Below are 24,657 nucleotides of genomic sequence, written 5' to 3'. Positions count from 1 at the left end.
ATAGGCTCGGGGCCATGAGCAAGCCCGTTGACAGCGCTGTCAATGCCGTCCGCGCCCATATCGCGCTGCACCGCGCCGCCTTCCTCGACGACCTCGCGGAGTGGCTGCGCATACCGTCCGTATCGGCACAGCCCGCACACGCCGCGGACCTACGGCGCAGCGCCGACTGGCTCGCCGCCAAGCTCAAGGAGACCGGTTTCCCCACCGCCGAGGTGTGGGAGACGCCCGGCGCGCCGGCCGTGTTCGCCGAGTGGCCATCGGACGACCCCGAGGCGCCCACGGTCCTCGTCTACGGCCATCACGACGTCCAGCCCGCCGCCCTCGAGGACGGCTGGGACACCGACCCCTTCGAACCCGTGGTCCGCGACAACCGCCTCTACGCGCGCGGGGCCGCCGACGACAAGGGCCAGGTGTTCTTCCACACCCTGGGCGTCGGCGCCCACCTCGCCGCCACTGGCCGCACCACGCCGGCCGTGCACCTGAAGATGCTGATCGAGGGCGAGGAGGAGTCGGGCTCGCCGCATTTCCGAGCCCTCGTCGAGGAGCACGCGCAGCGCCTCGCCGCGGATGCGGTGATCGTCTCCGACACCGGCATGTGGGCGGAGGAGACCCCGACGGTCTGCACCGGGATGCGGGGCCTCGCCGAGTGCGAGATCACACTGCACGGGCCCGGGCAGGACCTCCACTCCGGCTCCTTCGGCGGCGCGGTGCCCAACCCGGCCACCGCCGCGGCCCGGCTGGTGGCCGCCCTGCACGACGAGCACGCGCGCGTGGCGATCCCCGGCTTCTACGACGGCGTCGTCGAACTCACCGACCGCGAGCGGGAACTCTTCGCCCAGCTGCCCTTCGACGAGGAGCGGTGGCTGCGCACCGCCAGGTCCTCCGCCACCCACGGAGAGGCCGGGTACACCACCCTGGAGCGTGTCTGGGCCCGCCCCACCGCAGAGGTCAACGGCATCGGAGGCGGCTACCAGGGCCCCGGCAGCAAGACGGTCATTCCCTCCTCGGCCACGGTGAAGCTGTCCTTCCGGCTGGTCGCCGGGCAGGACCCGGACCACGTGGAGCGGGTCGTACGGGACTGGGCGGTCCGGCAGCTGCCCGCCGGCGTACGCCACGAGATCAGCTTCGGGGCCGCCACGCGCCCGTGCCTGACGCCGCTGGACCACCCGGCCCTCCAGGCCGTCGTACGCGCCATGGGCAAGGCTTTCGAACAGGAGATCCGCTTCACTCGTGAGGGCGGTTCGGGACCGGCGGCGGACCTGAAGGACGTGCTCGCGGCACCCGTGCTGTTCCTCGGCATCTCGGTGCCCTCCGACGGCTGGCACGCGCCGAACGAGAAGGTCGAGCTGGATCTGCTGCTCAAGGGTGTCGAGACCGCCGCTCATCTGTGGGGCGAGTTCAAGGGAAACCTGCCCGGTGCACACTGAAGAGACCGGCCCCCGCCGGAACCCGCCGAGCCCCGCACCACGTCCTGCCGACGCCGCCGTACGTCCCGCTGAACAACCCGTTCCACCGGGGGAGTTGGAAACAACCGTGAGCACCTGGACCGACCACACCGCCGACCGCCCCATCTCGCTCACCGCCCCGAGCGGCATCGACCGGGCCGCCCACCACCGGCTCGACGAGGCATGGCTCGCCGCGGCGTGGAGCCACCCCACCACCCGGGTCTTCGTGGTCTCCGGCGGCCAGGTGCTCATCGACGAAACACCCGAGGGAACCACCGAACTGGTGATGACGCCGTCCTTCGAGGCCCCTCTCACCGAGGCACACCGCTACTTCCTGGGCACCGACGCCGACGGCGTGAGCTACTTCGCACTCCAGAAGGACGCGCTGCCGGGCCGGATGGACCAGTCCGCGCGCGCGGCCGGACTACGCGAGGCGGGACTGCTGCTGTCCCCCCGGGACACGGGCCTGATGGTGCACGCCGTCGCGCTGGAGAACTGGCAGCGCATGCACCGCTTCTGCTCCCGCTGCGGTGAACGCACCGTCATCGCCGCCGCGGGGCACATCCGCCGCTGCCCGGCCTGTGGGGCCGAACACTACCCACGCACCGACCCCGCCGTGATCATGGCGGTGACGGACGACGAGGACCGCATCCTGCTCGGCCGCCAGGTGCACTGGCCGGAGGGCCGCTTCTCCACACTGGCGGGATTCGTGGAGCCCGGCGAGTCGATCGAACAGTCGGTGCGCCGCGAGGTGCTCGAGGAGGTGGGGATCACGGTCGGCGAGGTCGAGTACATCGCCAGCCAGCCCTGGCCCTTCCCGTCCAGTCTCATGCTGGGCTTCATGGCCCGCGCCACCAGCGCGGCCATCGACGTCGACGGGGAGGAGATCCACGAGGCCCGCTGGTTCTCCCGGGAGGACCTCAAGGCCGCCTTCGAGTCCGGCGAGGTGCTGCCCCCGTACGGGATCTCCATCGCGGCCCGGCTGATCGAGCTCTGGTACGGAAAGCCACTGCCCACACGCTCGGCTCCCTGAGCCGGGCCCGTCGCCGCACGCGGACGCCGAGGCGATTGTTCCGGCGTCGGCTGCTGTGGCGTTACTCACTCACCTGGACAAAAACGGAAGACTGCGGCGGCCCTTGAACAGGGTCGCCGCAGTCATCGCGAAACGCGCGCCGGGGCGACGTCGCTCACGCCCCGATCTTCTGCTTGACCTGGGCCAGCGGCGGATTGGTGAGCGTCGAGCGTCCGGGAACAGAACGGTGGCACGGTCTGTAGACTTCCCTCCTGCTTGTGGCGGCCAGGGAGGACCGCCCATGTCTTGGCGTTCGATGCTTCCGACCTCCTGACAGCAAGGTCAAGATCCCCAGCTTTCCAGAACGGGAAAGCCGCACACTTGGCGTTCGGCGCGAGTGGTCCCCTGGTAGTTGTCCTCGGTGGGGACGAGGGGGCCCGACACCAGAGCACGTCAGTCCAGCAGAGCGACCGTGAACGTCTCGCGGTGGGCGGCCAGCCATACCTGCATGCGGTCCCAGCGCTCCCATCCGCCACGTTCGGCCAGCGCCTGGAGGTAGACGTGATCACCGTCAGCCACGCGGCGGGCGACGAAGGCCCGGCAGATCTCCGTGGCCTGTTCGATCACGCCGGGCAATTCGGTGCGCTCCCTCGGCGAGAGGCCGTAGCTGTCGGCGAGGATCCGCAGCCGTGCAGCCGCATCCAATCCGGAGGGATACAGGGCAGCCGCGGATGCCGGATCAAGCATGGGTACCCAGTAGCGGGCAGCCATGGCGACGTCCCAGAGAGGACGGCCGGGCGCTGCCAGGTCGAAATCAATCAAGGCGGCGGCATGACCGTCGCGGAAAACTACGTTGTCCGGGCATACGTCGTTGTGGCACACCATTGTTCCTCCCGCCGGATCGGCGAGGTCCTGGGGCCACGCGACGTCTTTGTCGACCGCGATGGTCGCGCTGGCCTCATGCAGGCCGCGCAGCAGGATCCCCACCGATTCGAGGGCGGTTGTCGTCAACACCCAGGGCGGGAACGGTGGCAGAGCCACGTCGCCGGGAACGAAGGTCAGCTGCTCACGACCGTCAGCGGTGAGGCCCACCGGAGTCGGGGCCGCGTCGAAGCCGTGCTCTTTCAGCGCAAGGAGGTGGGCATGGAGGGCGTGTGCGTTGCGTGGTGCCGGGCGTTCCACCAACTCACCCCGGCGGAAGACCGCCCCCGCGTTCACCATGCCTCCGACCAGCGCCTCGCCGTCCGCCTCGTCTTCGGTCGTCATGTCGATCACGCTACCGCCGAGGCGGCCCCGTGCAGGCCGGGCATACAAAGACCCCCGAACCGGCGCCAGGCCGGTCGGGGGTCGTGTGCGTCATGTGGGTCAGACGCCGAGTGCCTGCTTCACCTGAGCAAGGCTCGGGTTCGTCATGACGACCTCAGTGCCACCGTTGGAGGGAACTACCTGAACTGTGGGCACCGTCTGGTTGCCGCCGTTGGCCTTCTCCACGAACGCCGCGGACTCCGGGTCCAGCTCGATGTTGATCTCGGTGTACGCGATGCCCTCGCGGTCCATCTGGCTCTTCAGCCGACGGCAGTACCCGCACCAGGTGGTGCTGTACATCGTCACAGTGCCCTGCATCTGTCTCGCGCTCCTTCGCTGCCGGGGCGGTGTCCGAAGGGTGAACGTACGCGACCGGGCGCTCATTCCCAGGTGGAACGGGGGAATGGCGAACGCCGTACGCGGCGCCTGCCGCATGAGAAACGGAACGCCTGCCGTACAAGTAAGGGGACGTCTGTCGCAGGAGAACGGACCCTGCCGCAGGAGAACGGGACGCCTGCCGCATTAGTACGACTGGGAGCGTCCCCCTGTGGACAACCGGCGCACCTGTCTCCGCGGACCTGGCAGCATGGCGGCGTGACAGCAGCAACGCACTCCACCCTCTTCCCGCGGGTCCCGGACACGGCCGACGCGGTGCTCGACGGGCTCGACCCCGAGCAGCGCGAGGTCGCCACCGCCCTGCACGGTCCGGTGTGCGTGCTGGCGGGCGCCGGCACAGGCAAGACGCGGGCCATCACCCACCGCATCGCCTACGGAGTGCGCGCGGGAATCCTCCAGCCGTCCAGTGTGCTCGCCGTCACCTTCACTGCTCGGGCCGCGGGAGAGATGCGCGGTCGGCTGCGCCAGCTCGGTGCCGTGGGCGTCCAGGCGCGGACGTTCCACTCGGCCGCGCTGCGCCAGCTCCAGTACTTCTGGCCCAAGGCGGTCGGCGGTAGCCTGCCCCGCCTCGTGGACCGCAAGATCCCGCTGGTCGCCGACGCCGCGGCGGCCTACGGGATCCGTCTCGACCGGGGTGAACTGCGTGATGTCACCGCCGAGATCGAGTGGTCCAAAGTCACCCGGACCGTCCCCGCCGACTACGCGGCCGCCGCTGCCAAGGCGGGCCGTGAAGCCCCCCGGGACCCCTTCGAGATCGCCCAGCTCTACGCGACCTACGAGAACCTCAAGCGGGAGCGCGCGGTCATCGACTTCGAGGACGTGCTGCTGCTGACCGTCGGCATCCTCCAGGACCGGCACGACATCGCCGACCAGGTCCGCAGCCAGTACCAGCACTTCGTGGTGGACGAGTACCAGGACGTCAGCCCCCTCCAGCAGCGCCTGCTGGAACTGTGGCTCGGTGACCGCGACAGTCTCTGTGTGGTCGGCGACGCCAGCCAGACGATCTACTCCTTCACCGGCGCCACCCCGGACCACCTGCTCGACTTCCGCGTCCGGCACCCAGGAGCCACCGTCGTCAAGCTGGTCCGGGACTACCGCTCCACACCTCAGGTGGTGCACCTCGCCAACGGTCTGCTCGCCCAGGCCCGGGGCCGCGCTGCCGACCACCGGCTGGAACTGGTCTCCCAGCGTGCCGCCGGGCCGGAGCCCGCCTACGCCGAGTACGCCGACGAGCCCGCCGAGGCGGAGGGCGCCGCCCGTCGCATTCGCGATCTCATCGGCTCGGGGGTCCCGGCGAGCGAGATCGCCGTCCTGTTCCGCACGAACGCGCAGTCCGAGAACTACGAGCAGGCCCTCGCCGACGTCGGGGTTCCCTACCAACTGCGCGGCGCCGAGCGGTTCTTCGACCGTCCCGAGGTGCGCAAGGCGGGCACCGCCCTGCGCGCCGCCGCCCGTTTCGGCGGCAACGACGTGCGGCTCGACGACACCGTCGACCTGCCCTCCCAAGTGCGGGACGTGCTGTCGGGCGAGGGCTGGACCAGCGAACCCCCGGCCGGCTCCGGCGCGGTGAGGGAACGCTGGGAGTCCCTGGCCGCCCTGGTCCACCTCGCCCAGGACTTCGCCGCGGTCAGACCCGAGGCCACCCTGGCCGACCTGGTGGCCGAGCTCGACGAACGGGCCGGCGCCCAGCACGCCCCGACCGTGCAGGGGGTCACGCTCGCCTCGCTGCACTCCGCCAAGGGACTGGAGTGGGACGTCGTCTTCCTGGTCGGTGTCTCCGAGGGCATGATGCCGATCACGTACGCAAAGACGGACGAGCAGATCGAGGAGGAGCGCCGCCTCCTCTACGTGGGTGTCACCCGCGCTCGTGAACATCTCTGTGTCTCCTGGTCCCTGTCCCGCTCGCCCGGCGGACGCCCCACGCGGGTGCCGAGTCGTTTCCTCGACGGGCTGCGCCCCGGCTCCACGGCAACCGTGACGCGGGGCGGCCCGGCCGCCTCCGGAGGCATCGAGCGAGGGTTGACCGGCACGGGTACGGGCACGGGCACCGTCGGGGGCGTGCCGCGGCGTACCCGGCGGACCCCGGCCCGCTGCCGGGTCTGCGGCCGGGCCTTGAGCGAGGCCGGTGAGATGAAACTGATGCGCTGCGAGGACTGTCCCTCAGAGATGGACGAGGGTCTCTACGAGCGACTGCGCGACTGGCGGGCCGTCCAGGCCGAGCGCAGCGGACAGCCCGACTTCTGCGTCTTCACCGACAGGACCCTGATGGCGATCGCGGAAGCGGTTCCCGAGTCCGCGGCCGAGCTGGCTCGCATCCCCGGGGTCATCAGCCGCAAGCTCAACCGCTACGGAACCGAAGTTCTGGCCATCTGCGCAGGCCAGGACCCGGATGGGGATGGCTTGGAAGCATGACGCGAACTCGTCGAAAAAATAGTTTGCGCATGCCCCAGCAATCCCCATAGGTTCTTAAGCACGGAAGCGGCGGCCTTCTCTAAGGCGCCGATTTCGTGGTGTACTTAACAACCCCGGGCCGTTCCCACGGTCCCTGAGGCGCCGAGAGGAGGCGATTGAAGTGATCAGCATCAGCCCCAGCTCCACCAGCACCGTCAAACTGACCGATCCCTCCGTCGTCTTCCTGTGCATGTCCGGCGCCTCGACCCTGGCCACCGGTGTGTCCCGCATTCGTGCCGACCGTCCGGTGTCCGTCCTGTCTCTCTCGGGCCTCCCTGTCCGCGAGCGCAATGAGCGACCGACTCAGGCACTGGAAGCAGTAGAGGCACAGGCGCACGCCTATGCCTTTGCGGCGGCCGGTGCCGGATCCCGGAAGCAGACGAAGCAGCACCTGACGATGTGGGCCTTCCGTGGGCCTGAACCCTGGAGTGATCCAGCCTGATCCTCGATCAGGCCGGCGCCTTCAGGGCCGCGGAACCCCACCCGGGATCCGCGGCCCTTCTGTTTTCCCCGAACGGGGATGACGGAGTGAAGGGGCCTCGGGAACAAGTAAGACCCGGTACCAGCCGCCTCCCGGCCCCAACAGGGCCGGAACGACCAGACGAGGAAGACGAAACCGTGCAACTCGAAGCGCACGCCCCGTCCGTACCGCCTTCCGAAACGATCCCCCCGCCCGGCCTCACGGAGGACTCCACCTTGACCCCGCTCACTGCGCTCACCGCGCTCGACGACGCCATCGAGAACCTGGGCGTGCCCGTCCCCTGCCGTTCCTACGACCCGGAGGTCTTCTTCGCCGAGTCGCCGGCGGACGTCGAGTACGCCAAGTCCCTCTGCCGCACCTGCCCGCTGATCGAGGCCTGCCTCGCCGGGGCCAAGGAGCGGCGTGAGCCCTGGGGCGTCTGGGGTGGCGAGCTGTTCGTCCAGGGTGTGGTCGTGGCCCGCAAGCGGCCCCGTGGTCGCCCGCGCAAGAACCCGGTCACGGCATGAACACCCGAGGAACGATCGACCGCCCACTGACGCACGACCCCCAGAAGCAGGCCCCGATGAAGCCGTCCACCAGCGAGCCCGCAGGCTCCGCGATTCCAGACTTCACCACCACCGGCGCGAACGACTCGCGTCAGAACAGGACCCGAGAGATGCAACTCATCCCAGAAGCACTGGCACGTGCGCATATGCACGAGCGCCACAGGGCGGCCGAGGCGGAGCGCCGGGCGATCCGCCTGGCGGTGGCCCGCCGGATGCAGCGCCGTGCGGAGCGCGCGTCGCTGCGCGCCCGCCGGGCGCTGGCGATGGCCGTGATGCAGTGACCGAACCACACCGGTAGCGGTGGCCTCCCGGTTCCCGTGAGGCGCGTACTGTCCGCGGGGGCGGGTCCAGAAGGACCCGCCCCCGCGGGGCGTTCACTCCTTCTGCGACACCCGTGCCCGCGTCAGCCTGGATTCGGGAACGCGGGGCCGTGTCCTTCGGATCACCCGGGTCCCCTTCGGGTCACCCGGATCCGCTCATGCCTCAGCCGCCGAGTCCCCCTCCAGAAGCCCGTCCTCCAGCGGGTCCTCCTCCACGAGTTCCTCGTCCGCCAGGAACCCCGGCAGCCACGCCTCCAGTTCCTCCCGCAGCCGAACCGTCGCTCCCAGCTGGCACAGCACCCCGATGGTGCTCAGGGTGACCCGGTGGATCAACAGGTACGCCGGCGGCAGGTTGAGCTGCTTGCCCAGCTGATGGGCGGGGGAGCGGGGGTCGGCCACACGGGCCGCCTGGCTGCGTATCCAGCCGCGGGTGAAGGTGAAGTCGTCCACCTGCGCCGGTTCGATGATCGGCAGGAGGTAGTCGAGAACCGCGTCCGGGTCCAGATCGATGGACTCCTTGACGAAGCCCTCCTCGCACAGCATCGCGTAGACCGACTCGGCATCTCCGCCGAGCGTCATGCGCAGCGCGTCGCCGATCTGGGTGGGCAGGCCGCCGGGCAGCCGGTCGACCGTCCCGAAGTCCAGGACCCCCAGCCGCCATCCGTCCTTCTCGTCCGGCAGCAGACGGAAGTTGCCCGGGTGTGGATCGGCGTGCAGCAGGCCCGTACGGGCCGGGCCGGAGAAGAGGAAGCGGGCCAGCAACTGGCCGGCGCGGTCACGCTGCTCCTGCGTGCCGTCCGCGATCACCTCCGAGAGGGGAATGCCCTCCACCCATTCCGTGATCAACACTTGGTCGCACTGGTGGACCACCTCGGGTACCAGGACGTCCGGGTCGTCCGCGAACTCCTCGGCGTGTGCCTGCTGGGCCTGTGCCTCCAGGCCGTAGTCCAGCTCCTCCGAGACCCGGTCGCGCAGTTCCGAGATGAGTGGCTTGATGTCCATGCCGGGGATGAGCGGACCCAGAAGCCGGGAAAATCGGGCAAGTTGGTTCAGATCGGACAGCAGGGCCTCGCCCGCGCCCGGGTACTGCACCTTGACCGCGACCTCGCGCCCGTCGTGCCACACCGCCCGGTGCACCTGGCCGATCGAGGCCGCTGCCGCGGGCTTGTCCTCGAACTCCAGGAAGTACTCCTGCCAGTCCTCGCCGATCCGCTCCGCCAGCACCGAGTGCACCGTGCTCGTCGGCATCGGCGGCGCGGCCTCCTGGAGCTTCGTCAGTGCGGCTCGGTAGGGGCCCGCGATCTCCTCGGGCAGCGCCGACTCGAAGACGGACAGCGCCTGCCCGAACTTCATCGCCCCACCCTTGAGTTCGCCGAGCACCTTGAACAGTTGCTCGGCCGTGCGCTGTTGCAGCTCGCGTCCGACGATCTCGGCGGACTTGCCCCCGATCCGTTTGCCGAGCCCCCAGGTAGCCCGCCCGGCGAAGCCGATCGGTAGCGCGGCGAGCTTGGCGGTTCGGGTGACCGCCTTCCGGGGAAGATCAGACATGCGCCCTCCAAGTCCCAGACAGCCGCGCCGGGTGTCCCTGACGGCCTGACTCCGTTGGCGGCTGTTGCTCCGCCATTGTCTCGTGCCGCCCCCCGTCCGCCGAGGAGTGCTCCCTTTTAGCTCTGTCCATCGCGCCACACGGGCATGCCGGGTGCGCCCACACGGGCCGCGCGTGCCAGTCGAGCCCCGGCAGTGACACCTCCCAGCGGGCCCCCGCGCTGGACGGCGGCCGGCCGTCGAGGAAGGCCAGGGCATGGGCCGCCGCCAGCCCCGCGACCGCCCCGGACAGCGCCAGATCGCAGGCCGGAACCCGGCGGCCGCGCCCCGAGCGCCACTGGGCCAGCAGTCGCGGCCAGGCCGGATCCCGGTCCATCCGCGCCCGCTCCATGCATCCGGCGCAGCCCGTCTCGCCCGGAAGGACCAACGGCCCGACGACTCCCGTGCCTTCGAGGACGCCCACGTAGAGATGCGGTGTCCCCGAGGCGACGAACCGCTCGGCCGCGGCCGGGTCGGGCACATATGCGGCGAGCCCGTCGCGCGGGGCGAGGACCACCAGGGCCAGCCCGGGCTCCGCGTCGTCCGAGCAGGGCCGGGTCGCGCGGCGGGGCGGCCGGTCCGGTGCCGCTCCTCGTACGACCCGGCGTGCCGCCGCGTCCCTGCGCTCGCCCACCGACTCGGCGGGCAGTCCGCCCGGCGCCACGTCCCACGGCTCCACACAGCCGCCGTCCACCACCTCGACGCGGCCCACGCCCGCGCCCGCGAGCGTCGCGGCCAGCGCCGCTCCGACGCGGCCCGCGCCGCGCACCTGGACGTGAAGCGAACGGCGAGCGGCGAGCCCGGCCATGGCGCCTCCCGGTTCGCAGGTGACCAGGGAGAGTGAGGCGAGGTCCGGCCGAAGCCGGTCCAGCACCGCCTCCTTCCGGCGCAGCGCGTCGGCGGCCGGACCGCCGCCGGTCGCGTCGTCCAGCAGGCCCGCCCCGGCGAGCCGGTCCACCACTGCGTCGGCATGGCCGTCCGGCAGCCCCATCCGACGGGCCTCCTCGCGTAACAGGAGGAGCCCGCGTGTCCCGTCGAGCAGTTCCAGGAAGCTGCCCGTCGCCGTGTCCACCGGACCCAGCAGCATCGCGTGCGCCGGCGCGACGCCGAACTGCACGGTGTTGCGGTCCCGCCAGCCGCGCCGCAGCGCGGGTTTCACCATCGGATGCATGAAGCGACCCCCGTGTACCGTCCCGTAGTCATCCCGCAGAGCAGACCGGCATCGTCCGTCTCGGGCCTGCCGGTCGACCGCCAGCATGCCCGCTCCGCCCGAATCGTGCCGAAAGTTATCCACAGCTGTGAGGGTTCGTCGTACAAATCAGACGCATGGATTGCAGATCGGAACCGAACCCTCCCGGAGGCGGGACTTCCCCCAGGTGGAGCGGGTAACGTCATGGCGTGCCCGCCGACCCACTGCACAGCGCCGGAACCCCACAGCGCAGTACGACGAGCCAGCCGCCGAGCGGCTCGGGGGCGAGCGCGATCGAGGTTCGCAGGAGCACGCGCCGTCGCCGGACGGTCTCCGCGTACCGCGAGGGCGATCGCACCATCGTGCTCATTCCCGCTCGGATGTCCAAGGCGGAGGAGCAGCGCTGGGTGAGCGTCATGCTCGACAAGCTGGCAGCGCAGGAGAGCAAACGGGTGCTCGGTGACGCGGAGCTCTCCGAGCGGGCCGCCCGCCTGTCCGAGCTGTACTTCGAGGGCCGGGCCCGGCCGAGCTCGGTCCGCTGGGTGACCAACCAGAACACCCGCTGGGGTTCCTGCACCCCCTCCGAGGGCAGCATCCGCCTCTCGCACCGGCTCCAGGGCATGCCCGAATACGTGGTCGACTACGTCCTCGTCCACGAACTCGCCCATCTGCTCGTCCCCGGACACGGCCCCCGGTTCTGGCGGCTTCTTGACGCCTACCCGCGCACCGAACGGGCCCGCGGCTATCTGGAGGGCGTGGTCGCGGCCGACCGGCTGCGGCACCAGCCCGCCCCTGACGGAGAGAACCGACGGCACGTACCGTGACCGGACCGCGAACCGGAGAGCAGACAAATCGGCTGCCAGTCGCACATCGGCCGTGCGTCGCTGCGCGTCGAGAGTGGGCTGCGCGTCGAGAGCCGGCTGGGCGTCGAGAGCCGGCCGTGCGTCGCTGCGCGTCGCAAGTCTGCCGATCGCCCGGTTCACCCGTCGGCGGCGGCTCCCCGGTCGGCCGTCGGGTCGGCCCGTCAGCGCGCGCCGGTCGGCCGGGTTTTGCCCATGGAGGGCGATCTTGTCAGATAGGAGATTGTGTACCGGGTCTGTACCGGCTTCTTCCCCGGCCGTGATTTGCCGTTAGCCTGGCGCGACGCACTCGCAATACGGGATGGGGGACGGTCAAAACGCATGGCCAGGGAATTCCAGCGCGGCCACAAGGCCAAGATCAGTGACCTCACCGCGGGCACGGATCTGTACGTAGGCGTGCAGATCTCCGGCCCCGGACTGACCTTCGACATCAGCTGCTTCGGTCTCGATGCCGACGAAAAGCTCTCGGACGACCGGTACTTCGTCTTCTTCAACCAGCCGAAGACCCCCGAGGATTCCATTCAGCTGCTCGGCACCCAGGCGGGCGACACGGAATCGTTCCGTGTGACACTCGAAAAGATCCCGCCGAAGATCCAGAAGCTGTCGTTCACGGCGACCATCGACGGCGCCGGGCAGATGTCACAGATCGCCCCCGGGTACATCCGGATCGTCGCCGGCGGCGAGGAGGTGGCCCGGTATTCCTTCGACGGTTCGGAGTTCTCCACCGAACGAGCGGTGATGCTGGGCGACTTCTACCTCAAGGACGTGTGGCGGTTCGCTGCCGTGGGCCAGGGCTTCGACGGTGGTCTCGACGCGCTTCTGAAGAACTTCGGCGGAGAGGTCGCCGAGGAGGAGCCCGCCGCGCAGCAGCCGCAGGCCGGAGCCGCGCCGGGCTTCGCGCCCCCCGCGTTCGCCCCGCCGGGCACGCCCGCACCGGCCCCCGCGCCGGCTCCCGCACAGGGCTTCGCGCCGCCCCCCGGAGCGACGACCCCGCCGCCCGCCTCGGCGCCCTCGCCCTCGGTGCACGCGGCGCAGACCATCGCCGCGTCCCTGAACACACCGCCCGCCGGCAGCGTGCCGCCACCGGCGGCCCCGCCCGCACCGGGGACCGCCCCGCAGGGCGGACCGTTCACGCCGCCCGGCGCCGCCCCCACCGGCGGTCCGTTCACGCCGCCCGGCACCTCCGCCCCCGTCGGCGGTCCCTTCACGCCTCCCGGCGCCCCCGCGGCCTTCCCAGGCCAGGCCCAGCCCTTCGGCGGTGCCACGGCGCTCGCGCCGGTCCCAGCCGAAGCGGGCCTTCGCGTGGTCCTGACGAAGTACGCCGAAGCACCCGTCGGCGACCGCTGGACCGAGCAGAACACCGAGCTGGTGCGGGCCACCCTCACCAAGGGCGCGAACATCCTGGCCAAGCAGGGCAGCATGGTCGCCTACCAGGGCGACATCGACTTCGCCCACAAGGGTTCCGGACTGCTCGGCAAGCTGACCGGGCAGCTCACCGGCCAGGGCATGTCCCTGATGCGCTGCTCAGGGGACGGCGAGGTGTTCCTCGCCGACGAGGCCAGCCGTCTCTTCGTCATCCGCCTCCAGGGCGAGCAGCTCTACACCAGCGCGCGCGGTGTCCTCGCGTTCGACGAGGCACTGGACACCGAGATCCGCCGCATCGAAGGCGCGGGTCTGCCGGGCGGCGGCCTGTTCAGCATGCTGTTCTCCGGCACCGGCGCGGTCGTCGTCAAGACCCGCGGCGTGCCCGTGGTCCTGCCCGTGGGCCCCGCCACCTATGTGGACGGCAACGCCGTCATCGCCTGGTCCGCCGGTGCGCAGGCCGTCACCACGACCTCGCTCCGGCTGCGCCGCTCCGGGTACGCCCGGCAGAGCGCGGAGGCAGTGAACCTCCAGTTCCGCGGTGCCCCCGGCAACTTCGTCGTCGTCCAGCCCTTCGAGGTGTGAGGCAGTCCATGGACCTCCAGACACTCCACGCGCAGCGCTCCGCGGCCACCGGCGTCCGGATGAGCGTGCACAGTTCCAAGACCCTCAAGGTCACCATGATCAGCGGGCAGGACCTGTACGCCAAGGCCGGATCGATGATCGCGTACGACGGCTACGTGCAGTTCGATGCTCCGCCCGCGACACTGCGCCGCAGCGCAGAGGAAATGGTCACCGGAGAGGGCGGCAGGCTGATGCTGTGCCGCGGTGACGGAGACCTCTACCTCGCCGACTACGGAGGCGACGTCCTCGTCGTCCACCTGAACAACGAGGCACTGTCCGTCAACGGCGCGACGCTGCTGGCCTGCGACACCTCGCTGCAACTCACCATCGAGCCGGTCAAGGGCATGGCGAAGCTCTCCGGTTCGGGCCTGACCAACCTCGTCGTGCGCGGCACCGGGTGGGTCGCCCTGGTCAGCCGTGGCCTGCCGATCTCCCTCGACTGCGCGGAGCGGGAGACCTACGTCGACCCGGACGCGCTCATCGCCTGGACCGACGGCCTCGACATGAAGGCCCGCCGCACCGTCAAGGCGAGCGCCCTGATCGGCCGGGGCAGCGGAGAGGCCTTCCAGATCGGTTTCAAGGGGCAGGGCTTCGTGGTCGTCCAGCCCAGCGAGGACACCGGCGACCGCTTCAAGATCCGTGGCTGACCGGGGCTGAGAGGAGCACCAGCACACCATGCACAGCACACTCTTCGCGCACATCCCGGTGGAGTCCACCGAGCGCTACACACTGCAGAACCCGCAGCTGCTCAAGACCGACGTCACCCGAGGCAGCAGCCCCGTCCTGGCCCGGCAGGGAGCCATGGTCGCCTTCGAGGGGCAGGTGGAGTTCGACAGCCAGTACCGCAGCCGCAACTGGCGCAACGTCGAGCGCATGACCGGCGAGCGGCTCGAACTCATGCGCTGCAAGGGCAGCGGGATCGTTTACCTCGCCAACTTCGCGCAGCACCTGCACATTATGGAGGTCGGCCGCGGCATCACCGTCGACAGCTCCTCGGTCCTCGCGTTCGACGGTTCCCTCGGCGTCGGCATCGTCGCCGTGGACAGCGCGGTCGAGGTGGCCTCGGCGGGGGCGTACAACCTGGAACTCTCCGGTTCCGGGCAGGTCGTCCTGATGACCTCGGGCGAGCCGCTGGTCCTCGAGGTGACCCCGCAGAAGAACATCTGCGCGGACGCGGACGCGGTCATCGCGTGGTCCACGTCCCTGCGGACCCAGCTCCAGGCGCCCACTTCGACCTCCGCCGTGTGGCGCCGTCGCGGCTCCACCGGGGAGGGCTGGGAGATGCACTTCTCCGGAACGGGTCACGTTCTTGTGCAGCCCAGCGAGCTGCTGCCGCCCCAGCACCTGCGCACCTCGGGACTGCTCGGGCAGTTCGGCATGGGAAGTGGCGGGCTCAGCGGCAACTCCCTCGGCGGCAGCCGCAACTGACGCCGGCCTGCGGGCCTTCTCGGTCAGGGGCGGCGCCACCGGCGACCGCCCCTCACCGTGCTTCAGGAGAGCCCTCCGGAGAGCCGGAACACCCGAGAACCGGGGTCCGGAGAACGGGGGACCGCGGAAACCCCGTCAGAGCCTCGCGCGCGCGGCCTCCAGCAGTCGTACGACCGACTCGTCGGCCACCGCCGCGACGTCGTCGTACGCGAACCAGCGAAGGTCGAGAGACTCGTCGCTGATCGCGGCGTCCGCGCCCGCCGGGGCGAGCGCGGCGTACTGAACGTCCAGATGCCAATTGCACGGCGCCGGAATGGGATGCCGGTCCAGCCTCACGGGGCCTCCCGGCAGCAGCGTCAGGTCCTCGATCCCCGACTCCTCGGTCGCCTCGCGCAGCGCCGCCGCGGTCAGCGTCGGATCGCCCGGCTCGCAGTGGCCGCCCATCTGCAGCCACATCTTCAGCTTGCGGTGCAGTGTCAGCAGGACCCGCCCGCGCGCGGGATCGATCACCAGGGCACTCGCCGTGACGTGCCCGGCCGTGCAGGCCTTCCACATGCCGTCGGGGTGCTCGGACAGGTGATCGAGATACACCTGACGCAGCTCTTCCTGGCCCTCGTCTCCTGGGAGTCCCTTGAGTCCCGGAAGTCCCTTGAGTACGAGGACCGCGTCGTCATAGAGGCTCACTCGGCGTCGTCCTGGGTGCCGTCGCCCTTGTCGTCGTCCTTCTTCCTGAGGTCCGGCTTTGCGGCGGGGCCGTCGGCGGCCTCCCCGAGCATCTTGTCCAGCTCGGAGAAGTCCAGCTGCTCGCGGTGGACGAAGCCGTCCGGATCGTCCAGGTCGGAGGCGGTGGGCAGCATGTCCGGATGCGCCCACAGCGCGTCACGGCCGTCCACCCCGCGTGCGTCCGTGAGCGAGGCCCACAGGCGGGAGGCGTCGCGCAGCCGGCGCGGGCGCAGCTCCAGACCGATCAGGGTGGCGAAGGTCTGCTCGGCGGGGCCGCCCGAAGCACGGCGGCGGCGCAGCGTCTCGCGCAGGGCGTCCGCGGAGGCCAGACGGGGCTTCGCGGCGGCGTGGACCACCGCGTCCACCCAGCCCTCGACGAGCGCCAGGGCCGTCTCGAGACGGGCCAGTGCGGCCTTCTGGGCCGGGGTGTCCTCCGGCTGGAACATGCCCTGCTGGAGGGCGTCCTGCAGCTGCTCGGGGTTGGACGGGTCGAGCTGGCCGACCACGTCCTCCAGCTTGGCGGTGTCGACCTTGATCCCGCGTGCGTAGCCCTCGACCGCACCGAACAAGTGCGAGCGCAGCCACGGGACATGGGCGAACAGGCGCTGGTGGGCTGCCTCCCGCAGGGCGAGGTACAGCCGCACCTCGTCCTTGGCGATGCCGAGGTCCCTGCCGAACGCCTCCACGTTCACCGGCAGCAGCGCCGCCCGGCCGGCCGGGCCCAGGGGCAGACCGATGTCGGTGGAACCGACCACCTCGCCCGCGAGCACGCCCACGGCCTGCCCGATCTGCGTGCCGAACATGGCACCGCCCATGGAGCGCATCATCCCGATCAGCGGGCCCGCCATGGCCTGCATCTCCTCGGGGAGGACGTCGCCCATGGCGGCGCCGACGCGCTCGGCGACCGGGTCGACCAGCTCCTTCCAGACCGGCAGGGTCGCCTCGACCCACTCCGCGCGGCTCCAGGCCACGGCGGTGCCCGCGCCGGACGGCAGCGACGTCGCGTCGTCCAGCCAGAGGTCGGCCAGGCGGACGGCGTCCTGCACCGCGGAGCGCTCGGCGGGGCCGACGCTCGAGTCCTTCATGCCGTCCGGGGTGCCCTGGGAGACCGTCTGGCGGGCGATCTGCTTGGCCATGTCCCAGTTCACCGGGCCGCCCTCGTAGGAGAGCATCTGGCCCAGCTGCTGGAAGGCGGCCCCCAGGTCCGTGGGGTTCAGGGAACCGAACATCGCGGCGAGGGGGTTGTCGGCCCCGGCGCCGCCCGCTCCGGGCCAGCCGAAACCGAACGGGTTGGCCGGTCCCTGACCACCACCGCTCTGCTGGTCCTTCTTCTTGCCCTCGTCGCCGTCGTCCGGCTCCTCCGGCGGAAGGCCGAATCCGAATGGGGTGTCACTCACGGGATTCCTCGGCTCGTAAGGGCCGTCGGCCGGTCCGACGGCGGCTGCCCGACAACACCACCCAGCGTAGACACCAAGAGCCCGATCGGGTCTTGGTGCTTCGCCGACTCCTGGCCTGCGGCAGGATGGATGCCACCTGGTAGGTACGCGTCACCCGCGCCCCTACTGAAGACAACCGCTGGAGACGCCTGGTGAGTTCCCCAGATCCGCAGGTTCGCGCAGCGCGAAACCAAACAGCACGCCCGTCACCCGACCACCGACCGTCGACGGCGGAGCTTCGCGCCGGCGAGTCGACGACAGTCCGCGGACCCGTCGTCGCGGTCACCGGTGCCGCCTCCGGTGTGGGCGCGCTGCTCACCGAGCGGCTCGCCGCCTGCAAAGAGATCAAGCAGGTCGTGGCCATCGACGAGCGGCGCGGCGAATGCGCGGCGGCGCAGTGGCACATCCTCGACGTACGGGATCCGGCCATCGCCGAGAAGCTGCGGGGCGCCGACGTCGTGGTGCACCTCGCGCTCGACCTCGACCTCGAAACCGACGCCGCGGCCCGTACCGCGTACAACGTACGGGGCACCCAGACCGTGCTGACCGCGTCCGCCGCGGCCGGGGTGCCCCGCGTGGTGCTCTGCACCTCCGCGATGGTCTACGGGGCGTTGCCCGACAACGAGCTGCCCCTCTCCGAGGACGCCGAGCTGCGGGCGACCGCGGAGGCGACCGGGGTCGGGGACCTGCTGGAGATCGAGCGGCTCGCACGGCGCGCGCCCCGGGCGCATCCCGGGCTGAATGTCACCGTCGTACGCCCCGCCGTGCTGGTCGGCGGCACCGACACCGCGCTGACCCGGTACTTCGAGTCGCCCCGCCTCCTGGTGGTGGCCGGGTCGCGGCCCGCCTGGCAGTTCTGCCACGTCGAGGACCTGTGCAGTGCCATGGAGTACGCCGTCCTGGAGAAGGTCGACGGGGAACTGGCCGTCGGCTGCGAGGGATGGCTGGAGCAGGAGGAGGTCGAGGAACTCAGCGGGATCCGCCGCATGGAACTGCCGTCGGCGGTCGCCCTGGGGGCGGCGGCCCGGCTGCACCGGATCGGTCTGACGCCGTCGCCCGCCGGGGACCTCGCCTACACGATGTACCCCTGGGTGGTCAGTGGGAGCCGGCTCCATGACGCGGGGTGGCGTCCCCAGTGGACCAACGAGGAGGTGCTGGCGGAGCTGCTGGAGGAGGTCGCGGGCCGGCACACGGTGGCGGGACGGCGGCTCGGGCGCAAGGACGCGACGGCGGCGGGGGCCGCGGGGGCGACCGTGGCGCTCCTGGGAACGGCCGCTCTGGTGCGGAGGGCCCGGAAGGCCCGGCGGCGGATCTGAATCCGGCACCGGCGCGGCGTCGATGTCCCGGCCGGCGGACCATCGATGCTCCGGTGGAGGTACCGTCGAGGCTCCGTCGAGATCCCGTCGCTGCCCCGAAGAAGGCGCGACCGGTCACAGGGGCGGTGGTTTGTAGCAGGATGGGGGCATGGCTTCCATGCATGAGCACCCGGGCGAGCAGGCCGCCGCGGATCCCATCAGGCTGATCGCCATCCGGGAGACGCCGCTCTCCCTCGACGAGGTCTTCCGGGCCGTCGGGGACGACGCGGCCGGCGGGACCGCGCTCTTCGTGGGGACCGTCCGCAACCACGACGGTGGCGCCGACGTCGACGAACTGGGGTACTCCTGCCATCCCAGTGCCGAGGCCGAGATGCGGCGGATCGCCGAGAAGGTGGTCGCCGGCTATCCGGTGCGGGCGCTTGCCGCCGTCCACCGCGTGGGCGACCTGCGCGTGGGCGACCTCGCCGTGGTCGTCGCCGTGTCGTGTCCGCACCGGGGTGAGGCCTTCGAGGCGTGCCGGAAGCTGATCGACGACCTCAAGCACGAGGTGCCGATCTGGAAGCACCAGAGGTTCTCGGACGGGACCGAGGAGTGGGTGGGCGCCTGCTGAGGCACGGACTCCTGTGAGGTGTGGTGCCTTCTGGGGGCGATGTTCCTGGTGAGGCATGGGAGCCTCTTCGAGGCCCATCAATACGCCTGAAGGGTGTTCCGGTTGCGTAACCCGACCCCTGCCGAGAGCGTTGATCTGGTGGATGATTAGTCTGCTGATCAGTCACGGTCGCTCATGGGGTTGGGAGGTCGGCATGGCGGCGCTCGCGTGGTTGTTGATTCCTGTCTTGGCTGCCATCGGTGCGGGTTTATGGGGCAGTTGGGCCGGCCGCCATCGCAAGTCCAGCGGTGACGGACCCGAGCTCGCGGGTTATGCGCGCTTCCGTGAGGCCATGGAGCGGTCACATGTGTCGAATGTGTCGCATGTGTCCGATATCTCGCACGTGGAGAGTTCGCGCTCCGACGCGGCCTGAGGAAGCGCGCTCCCCAGCGGATTGCCTCCGGGGCGGCTCCCGAGCGGGTCGCCCCAGGGGTTCGCAGGCGGGTCGCCGCAGGGGTTCCTGAGAGGGCCGCCTCGTCGGCTCCTGAGAGGGCCGCCTCGTCCTGTCCCCGCGTGTCCCGGTCCTCCCGTACGGACGGCCCCGGCGGTGCGCTCTCAGCGTGGTCCCGTACTGTCGTTCCATGCCACGCCGCACCGCGACGATGCTCGCTTCCACCCTGATGCTCATCGTGCTGCTCTGCGCGGGAGTGTTCATCAAAGTCCCGTACTCGGAGATGACCCCGGGACCGACGGTGAACACGCTGGGGGAGCACGGGGGCGAGCCGGTGCTCCAGGTCTCCGGCCGCAAGACGTATCCGGCGGACGGCAATCTGAACATGACGACGGTCCGGGTCACCAGCGCCGACTACAAGATGAACCTGGTGCAGGCCGTCTACGGGTGGCTGGCGCACGACAGCAAGATCGTCCCGCACGACACTCTCTACCCCGACGGCAAGACGGAAGAGCAGTCGACGCAGGAGAACGCCGAGGAGTTCAGCCAGTCCCAGGAGAGCGCCAAGGTCGCGGCCCTTAAGGAGCTGAAGATCCCGGTGAAGTCGTGGGTCATCGTCCGCACGGTGTTCAAGGACACTCCGGCCGAGGGGAAGCTGCACGCCGGGGACGTGATCAAGGCCGTGGACGGCAAGGCGGTCAAGCAGCCCGACGACGTCGCGAAGCTCGTCACCGAGCACAAGGCCGGTGAGGACGTGGTCTTCACGATCGTGCCCGCCAAGGAGCAGGCCGCCGCGGAGAAGGAGAAGCGGACGGCGACGAAGACGCAGAAGATCACGATCACCACGCGGAAGTCGGGCGAGGCGCCCGACAAGGACCGGGCGATCGTCGGCATCCAGGCCGGGACGGACCACACCTTCCCGTTCACCATCGACATCAAGCTGGCCGACGTGGGCGGGCCCAGCGCCGGGCTGATGTTCGCGCTCGGGATCGTGGACAAGCTCACACCCGGCGACCTCACCGGCGGCAAGTTCGTGGCCGGCACCGGCACCATCGACGACAACGGCAAGGTCGGGCCGATCGGCGGCATCGAGATGAAGACCGTCGGGGCGCGCGACAAGGGCGCGCAGTACTTCCTGACGCCCGCGGAGAACTGCGCCGCGGCCGCCCAGGACGTCCCGGAGGGCCTCCGGCTCGTCAAGGTCGGCACCATCGACGACGCACTCGGCGCCCTGAAGGACATCCGCAGCGGTGACACCTCGGCGCTGCCGAAGTGCACCACCAACTAGAACCGGTACCGGTACCGCCGTAGGCACCGGCGAGGGCCGGCCGGTGGGCGCCCGGGAACACTCGCGATCCCGGGGACCCTGCCCGTGGCGGGCCCGGAGACCGGTCCCAGCGGAGCCTTTCCGCCGTACCGGTCCGGCCGGGCCGCCCCACGGAGATCCTTCCCCGGCTACTCCGCGAACGTCGGAGACCCTTCCCCGGCTACTCCGCGAACGTCGCGGACAGTGCCTCAGCCAGGCCGGGTACGAGGTTCGCACCGGTGAGCACCTCGGTGGGGGAGTCCTTCTCCCGCAGGCGCAGGGCGGATTCCCGGGCGCCGTCGCGGAGCACGGCCACCGTCATCCGGACCTCCTGGCGGTCCGGGTGCTCGGCGACCCACTTGGCGAGCCCGGCCTCGTCCAGGCCTTCCGGGACCGACGCCTCCGCGGACGGCGGCAGCATCAGCCGCTCCACGGTCAGGGCGCAGCCGGCCACCGCCTCCGGCCAGGCGATGGTGCCGAGGAATTCGTCGAGCGGCCGGCCGGCCGGGAGCTCGTCCTGCTCGATGGGGGTGAGACCGGTGGTCTCCGGCTCGTCCTGGAGGCCGAGCTGGGCCGCGAGCGCGGGTTCCTGGGACCTGAGCCGCGCGGTGTCGACGAGGGCGAAGAGGCGGGCGGGCTGGTCCCAGCCGAGGCCGGAGGCGTACTCGTCGATCTCGAGTACCGCCCGGGTGAGCGGGCTCGCTGCCATGGGAGTGTTGGACATGGTCACAATCCTGCCTCGTTCGTTCCCGGATCCGGGAACCGAGTAAAGCGTGAGTAAGTTGCATAGGTGAGGCCCCACGATCACGGGGCCTGACGGATGGTCCGCGATCACGGGGGCCTGACGGATCAACAGCGAACTTCGAGGTGCCACCTTGGCTTTCCAGATGCCGGACCGCGGCGGAGGCCCGACGGGGCCACGGATCAGAGTGGGCCGACCGTCCCGGCGGGTCCGGACCCTGCTCATGACACTGGGCGTCCTTGCCGTCCTCGGCATGGCGTTCGTCATGTTCGCGGGGTTCTGGACGGACTGGCTGTGGTACCGGTCGGTGAAGTACTCCTCGGTCTTCACCACCACTCTGTGGACCAAGATCGGTCTCTTCTTCGTCTTCGGTCTGCTGATGGCGACAGCGGTCGGCGTGAACATCTGGCTGGCGCACCGGCTGCGCCCGCCGCTGAGCGCCATGTCGATGGAGCAGCAGAGCCTCGACCGGTACCGCATGGGCATCGCGCCGCACAAGAAGTGGCTGCTGGTCGGGATCACCTCCCTGGTGGGCCTGATCGCCGGAGCCTCCGCCTCCGGCCAGTGGCGCACCTGGCTGATGTGGGTGAACGGCGTTCCGTTCGGCCAGAAGGACCCCCAGTTCCAGCTGGACGTCTCCTTCTACGCCTTCGACCTGCCCTGGTACCGCTTCCTGCTGGGCTTCGGCTTCGCCGCCGCGGTGCTCTCGCTGATCGCCGCCGCCCTCACGCACTACCTCTACGGCGGCCTGCGCATCACCTCTCCAGGAGCCCGCGCCACGGCCGCGGCCACCGGTCATCTCTCGGTGCTGCTCGGCCTGTTCGTCGCCCTGAAGGCGGTCGCCTACTGGCTCGACCGGTACGGACTCGCGGTGAAGTCCAGCGACTTCAAGGCGACCGGGAACTGGACGGGCCTGAGGTACGTCGACGCCAACGCGTACCTGCCCGCCAAGACGATCCTGTTCTGCATCGCGGTCATCTGCGCCCTGCTGTTCTTCGCGACCCTGTGGCGGCGCACGTGGCAGCTGCCCGTCATAGGTTTCGGCCTGATGGTGCTCTCGGCGATCCTCATCGGCGGGCTCTACCCCGCGATCGTCCAGAAGTTCCAGGTCCAGCCCAACGAGCAGGCCAAGGAAGCGCCGTACATCGAGAAGAACATCAAGGCGACGCGCGAGGCCTACGGCATCAACGACGCCAAGGTCACGGACTACTCGGGCAAGGGCGGCACGGGGAACGCCGAGCAGATCCGCAAGGACGCGGACTCGGCGGCCAGCTACCGGCTGATCGACCCCAATGTCGTCTCCCCGGCGTTCCAGCAGCTCCAGCAGGAGCGTAAGTACTACCAGTTCCCGTCCACGCTGGATGTCGACCGGTACACGAACGCCGCGGGCAAGGAGCAGGACACCGTCATCGGCCTGCGCGAGCTGAACATCGACGGCATCCCCAAGCGCAACTGGATCAACGACCACTTCACATACACGCACGGCTACGGCATGGTCGCGGCCAGGGGCACGTCCACCGGCTCCGACCCTGCGGGCTCCCCGGACTTCTCCGAGTCGGGTCTGCCGACCGACGGCGACCTCGGTGAGTACCAGCAGCGGATCTACTACGGCGAGAAGACCGAGCAGTACTCGATCGTGGGCGGTCCGCAGAAGGAGCTCGACTACGAGGAGAACGGCGAGAAGACCACCAGCTACGAGGGCAAGAGCGGGGTCAACCTGTCCAACCCGCTCAACCGCGCCGCCTATGCGGTCGCCCTGGGCGAGCCGCAGATCTTCTACTCGGGCGCGATCGGCGAGGGTTCCCGAATCCTCTACAACCGCATGCCCAAGGAGCGCGTCGAGTCCGTGGCACCCTGGCTGACCATCGACGGCGACGCCTACCCGGCGATCGTGGACGGCCGCATCCAGTGGATCGTCGACGCCTACACGACGACCAACGGTTATCCCTATGCCTCCCGCACGACTCTGGGAGACACCACGGCGGACTCACTGACCGACAATCAGCGCGCGGTCGTCGCGCAGCAGAACCGGGTCAACTACATCCGCAACTCGGTGAAGGCGACCGTCGACGCGTACGACGGCTCGGTCAAGCTCTACCAGTGGGACACCAAGGACCCGGTCCTGAAGACCTGGATGAAGGCGTTCCCGGGCACCGTGCAGCCGAGGGGTGAGATCAGCGACTCGCTGATGGAGCACCTGCGCTACCCGCAGGACCTCTTCAAGGTCCAGCGGGAGCTGCTCACCCGCTACCACGTCACCGACGCCGCCCAGTTCTACAGCGGCAGCGACGCCTGGCAGGTGCCGGACGACCCGACCAACAAGGACAGCAGCGCGGTTCCGCCGTACTACCTGAGCCTGAAGATGCCCGGCCAGACCGCGCAGCAGTTCTCGCTGACCACGACGTTCACGCCCAACGGGCGCCCGAACCTGGGGGCGTTCATGGCGGTGGACGCCGATGCGGCCAGTAAGGACTACGGCACGATAAGGCTGTTGAGAGTGACCTCCACGGTGCGGGGCCCGCAACAGGTGCAGAGCGAGCTCAACAGCAACGCCGATGTCGCCGAGTTCGTCCGCAACCTCCGGGGCACCGACTCCGACATCGAGTACGGGAATCTACTGACCGTGCCGCTCAACGGCGGGTTCCTCTACATCGAGCCGGTGTACGCACGGGGTGGCACGTCCAACTACCCGCTGTTGCGGAAGGTGGGTGTCGCCTACGGCGACCAGACCGTCTTCAAGGACACGCTCGCCGAAGGGCTGAACGCGGTCTTCGGCGTGGAGGGCGAGGACACCCCCGAGCCGCCACCGGAGGACGGTGACACCCCGAAACCGCCGACGGGCGGCACCGACCTGGAGCGGGCCATCGCGGACGCTCAGGCGGCCTACGAGGCCGGTGAGGAAGCGCTCAAGAAGGGCGACTGGCAGGCGTACGGCGAGGCCCAGAAGGACCTCCAGGACGCGCTGACGCGTGCCGAGGAGGCACAGGCCGAAGCGGAAAAGGGCAGCGGCGGCGCCAGTCCGAGTCCCAGCGGCAGCCCGAACGCCCGCTCAAGTCCCAGCCCCAGCCCCAGTAAGAGCGCCGGCGGCTGAT

22 protein-coding genes are annotated in these 24,657 nt (G+C 70.2%); 15 read left to right on the top strand and 7 right to left on the bottom strand.

Features of this window, described 5'->3' with window-relative positions; all coding sequences use genetic code 11:
- Positions 1–14 precede the first annotated feature (14 nt).
- Together EF387_RS28890 and nudC are read left to right on the top strand one after the other, a co-directional pair.
- Positions 15–1,427 (top strand): dipeptidase, encoded by a 1,413-nt coding sequence (locus tag EF387_RS28890; RefSeq protein WP_128379562.1) that lies wholly within the window; start codon positions 15–17, stop codon positions 1,425–1,427.
- A gap of 106 nt (positions 1,428–1,533) precedes the next feature.
- Positions 1,534–2,478, top strand: coding sequence for an NAD(+) diphosphatase (gene nudC, locus EF387_RS28885; RefSeq protein WP_162467231.1), 945 nt, complete (start codon positions 1,534–1,536; stop codon positions 2,476–2,478).
- Positions 2,479–2,910: 432 nt separating this feature from the next.
- On the opposite strand, the gene EF387_RS28880 is transcribed toward nudC, so the two are convergent.
- Positions 2,911–3,723 carry a phosphotransferase gene (locus EF387_RS28880; protein ID WP_128379561.1) on the bottom strand — a complete coding sequence of 271 codons (813 nt, stop codon included), beginning with the start codon at positions 3,721–3,723 and terminating at the stop codon, positions 2,911–2,913.
- Positions 3,724–3,822: 99 nt separating this feature from the next.
- Positions 3,823–4,080, bottom strand: coding sequence for a glutaredoxin domain-containing protein (locus EF387_RS28875; protein WP_128379560.1), 258 nt, complete (start codon positions 4,078–4,080; stop codon positions 3,823–3,825).
- A gap of 276 nt (positions 4,081–4,356) precedes the next feature.
- Between EF387_RS28875 and EF387_RS28870 the strand changes: the two genes are divergently transcribed.
- The 4 genes from EF387_RS28870 to EF387_RS28855 all read left to right on the top strand — a co-directional run bounded on the left by EF387_RS28870 (position 4,357) and on the right by EF387_RS28855 (position 7,916).
- Positions 4,357–6,570 carry an ATP-dependent DNA helicase UvrD2 gene (locus EF387_RS28870; RefSeq protein WP_238431757.1) on the top strand — a complete coding sequence of 738 codons (2,214 nt, stop codon included), beginning with the start codon at positions 4,357–4,359 and terminating at the stop codon, positions 6,568–6,570.
- Between the two features lie 160 nt (positions 6,571–6,730).
- Positions 6,731–7,051 (top strand): hypothetical protein, encoded by a 321-nt coding sequence (locus EF387_RS28865; RefSeq protein ID WP_128379559.1) that lies wholly within the window; start codon positions 6,731–6,733, stop codon positions 7,049–7,051.
- 176 nt (positions 7,052–7,227) lie between these two features.
- Positions 7,228–7,596 carry a WhiB family transcriptional regulator gene (locus tag EF387_RS28860; protein ID WP_019072119.1) on the top strand — a complete coding sequence of 123 codons (369 nt, stop codon included), beginning with the start codon at positions 7,228–7,230 and terminating at the stop codon, positions 7,594–7,596.
- Positions 7,593–7,916 (top strand): hypothetical protein, encoded by a 324-nt coding sequence (locus tag EF387_RS28855; RefSeq protein ID WP_128379558.1) that lies wholly within the window; start codon positions 7,593–7,595, stop codon positions 7,914–7,916. The genes EF387_RS28860 and EF387_RS28855 overlap by 4 nt, the downstream gene beginning before the upstream one ends.
- Positions 7,917–8,111: 195 nt before the next feature.
- On the opposite strand, the gene EF387_RS28850 is transcribed toward EF387_RS28855, so the two are convergent.
- On the bottom strand, positions 8,112–9,503 hold the full coding sequence (locus tag EF387_RS28850) for an ABC1 kinase family protein (RefSeq protein WP_128379557.1): 1,392 nt from the start codon (positions 9,501–9,503) through the stop codon (positions 8,112–8,114).
- Complete coding sequence (locus EF387_RS28845) at positions 9,496–10,710, bottom strand: TOMM precursor leader peptide-binding protein (protein WP_128379556.1); 1,215 nt, start codon at positions 10,708–10,710, stop codon at positions 9,496–9,498. Before EF387_RS28845 ends, EF387_RS28850 begins: the two co-directional genes overlap by 8 nt.
- Before the next feature lie 227 nt (positions 10,711–10,937).
- Here EF387_RS28845 and EF387_RS28840 point away from each other — a divergent pair, with 227 nt between their 5' ends.
- The 4 genes from EF387_RS28840 (at position 10,938) to EF387_RS28825 (ending at position 15,002) form a co-directional block, all read left to right on the top strand.
- Positions 10,938–11,552 carry a M48 metallopeptidase family protein gene (locus EF387_RS28840; RefSeq protein ID WP_128379555.1) on the top strand — a complete coding sequence of 205 codons (615 nt, stop codon included), beginning with the start codon at positions 10,938–10,940 and terminating at the stop codon, positions 11,550–11,552.
- A gap of 357 nt (positions 11,553–11,909) precedes the next feature.
- The gene (locus EF387_RS28835) at positions 11,910–13,535 is read left to right on the top strand and encodes a TerD family protein (protein ID WP_128379554.1); all 1,626 of its coding nucleotides are present in this window, start codon (positions 11,910–11,912) and stop codon (positions 13,533–13,535) included.
- Between the two features lie 8 nt (positions 13,536–13,543).
- On the top strand, positions 13,544–14,221 hold the full coding sequence (locus tag EF387_RS28830; RefSeq protein WP_128379553.1) for an AIM24 family protein: 678 nt from the start codon (positions 13,544–13,546) through the stop codon (positions 14,219–14,221).
- A gap of 28 nt (positions 14,222–14,249) precedes the next feature.
- Entirely contained in the window at positions 14,250–15,002 is a 753-nt protein-coding gene (locus EF387_RS28825) for an AIM24 family protein (RefSeq protein WP_128379552.1), read from the top strand.
- A 135-nt stretch (positions 15,003–15,137) separates the two neighbouring features.
- On the opposite strand, the gene EF387_RS28820 is transcribed toward EF387_RS28825, so the two are convergent.
- On the bottom strand, positions 15,138–15,686 hold the full coding sequence (locus EF387_RS28820) for an NUDIX hydrolase (RefSeq protein WP_128379551.1): 549 nt from the start codon (positions 15,684–15,686) through the stop codon (positions 15,138–15,140).
- Positions 15,683–17,122: a zinc-dependent metalloprotease gene (locus EF387_RS28815; protein WP_128379550.1), complete on the bottom strand. Its 1,440-nt coding sequence runs from the start codon at positions 17,120–17,122 to the stop codon at positions 15,683–15,685. Before EF387_RS28815 ends, EF387_RS28820 begins: the two co-directional genes overlap by 4 nt.
- 191 nt (positions 17,123–17,313) lie before the next feature.
- On the opposite strand from EF387_RS28815, the gene EF387_RS28810 reads away from it, so the two are divergent.
- The 4 genes from EF387_RS28810 (at position 17,314) to EF387_RS28795 (ending at position 20,805) form a co-directional block, all read left to right on the top strand.
- Positions 17,314–18,477, top strand: coding sequence for an SDR family oxidoreductase (locus EF387_RS28810; RefSeq protein ID WP_128379549.1), 1,164 nt, complete (start codon positions 17,314–17,316; stop codon positions 18,475–18,477).
- Between the two features lie 148 nt (positions 18,478–18,625).
- Positions 18,626–19,087 carry a molybdenum cofactor biosynthesis protein MoaE gene (locus EF387_RS28805; protein WP_128379548.1) on the top strand — a complete coding sequence of 154 codons (462 nt, stop codon included), beginning with the start codon at positions 18,626–18,628 and terminating at the stop codon, positions 19,085–19,087.
- 193 nt (positions 19,088–19,280) lie between these two features.
- The gene (locus EF387_RS28800) at positions 19,281–19,499 is read left to right on the top strand and encodes a hypothetical protein (RefSeq protein WP_128379547.1); all 219 of its coding nucleotides are present in this window, start codon (positions 19,281–19,283) and stop codon (positions 19,497–19,499) included.
- A gap of 208 nt (positions 19,500–19,707) precedes the next feature.
- Complete coding sequence (locus tag EF387_RS28795) at positions 19,708–20,805, top strand: YlbL family protein (RefSeq protein ID WP_128379546.1); 1,098 nt, start codon at positions 19,708–19,710, stop codon at positions 20,803–20,805.
- A 199-nt stretch (positions 20,806–21,004) separates the two neighbouring features.
- Here the strand turns inward: EF387_RS28795 and EF387_RS28790 are convergent, their stop codons facing one another.
- Positions 21,005–21,547, bottom strand: coding sequence for a PPA1309 family protein (locus tag EF387_RS28790; RefSeq protein WP_128379545.1), 543 nt, complete (start codon positions 21,545–21,547; stop codon positions 21,005–21,007).
- A gap of 163 nt (positions 21,548–21,710) precedes the next feature.
- Here EF387_RS28790 and EF387_RS28785 point away from each other — a divergent pair, with 163 nt between their 5' ends.
- Positions 21,711–24,656: a UPF0182 family membrane protein gene (locus EF387_RS28785; RefSeq protein WP_202918400.1), complete on the top strand. Its 2,946-nt coding sequence runs from the start codon at positions 21,711–21,713 to the stop codon at positions 24,654–24,656.
- Position 24,657 lies beyond the last annotated feature (1 nt).

The sequence above is a fragment of the Streptomyces cavernae genome (genome assembly GCF_004023625.1).
In the GTDB taxonomy this organism is placed as follows: Bacteria; Actinomycetota; Actinomycetes; order Streptomycetales; family Streptomycetaceae; genus Streptomyces; species Streptomyces cavernae.
The sequence above is the reverse complement of the archived record's forward strand: the minus strand, read 5'-3'. Positions and strand labels throughout refer to the sequence as shown.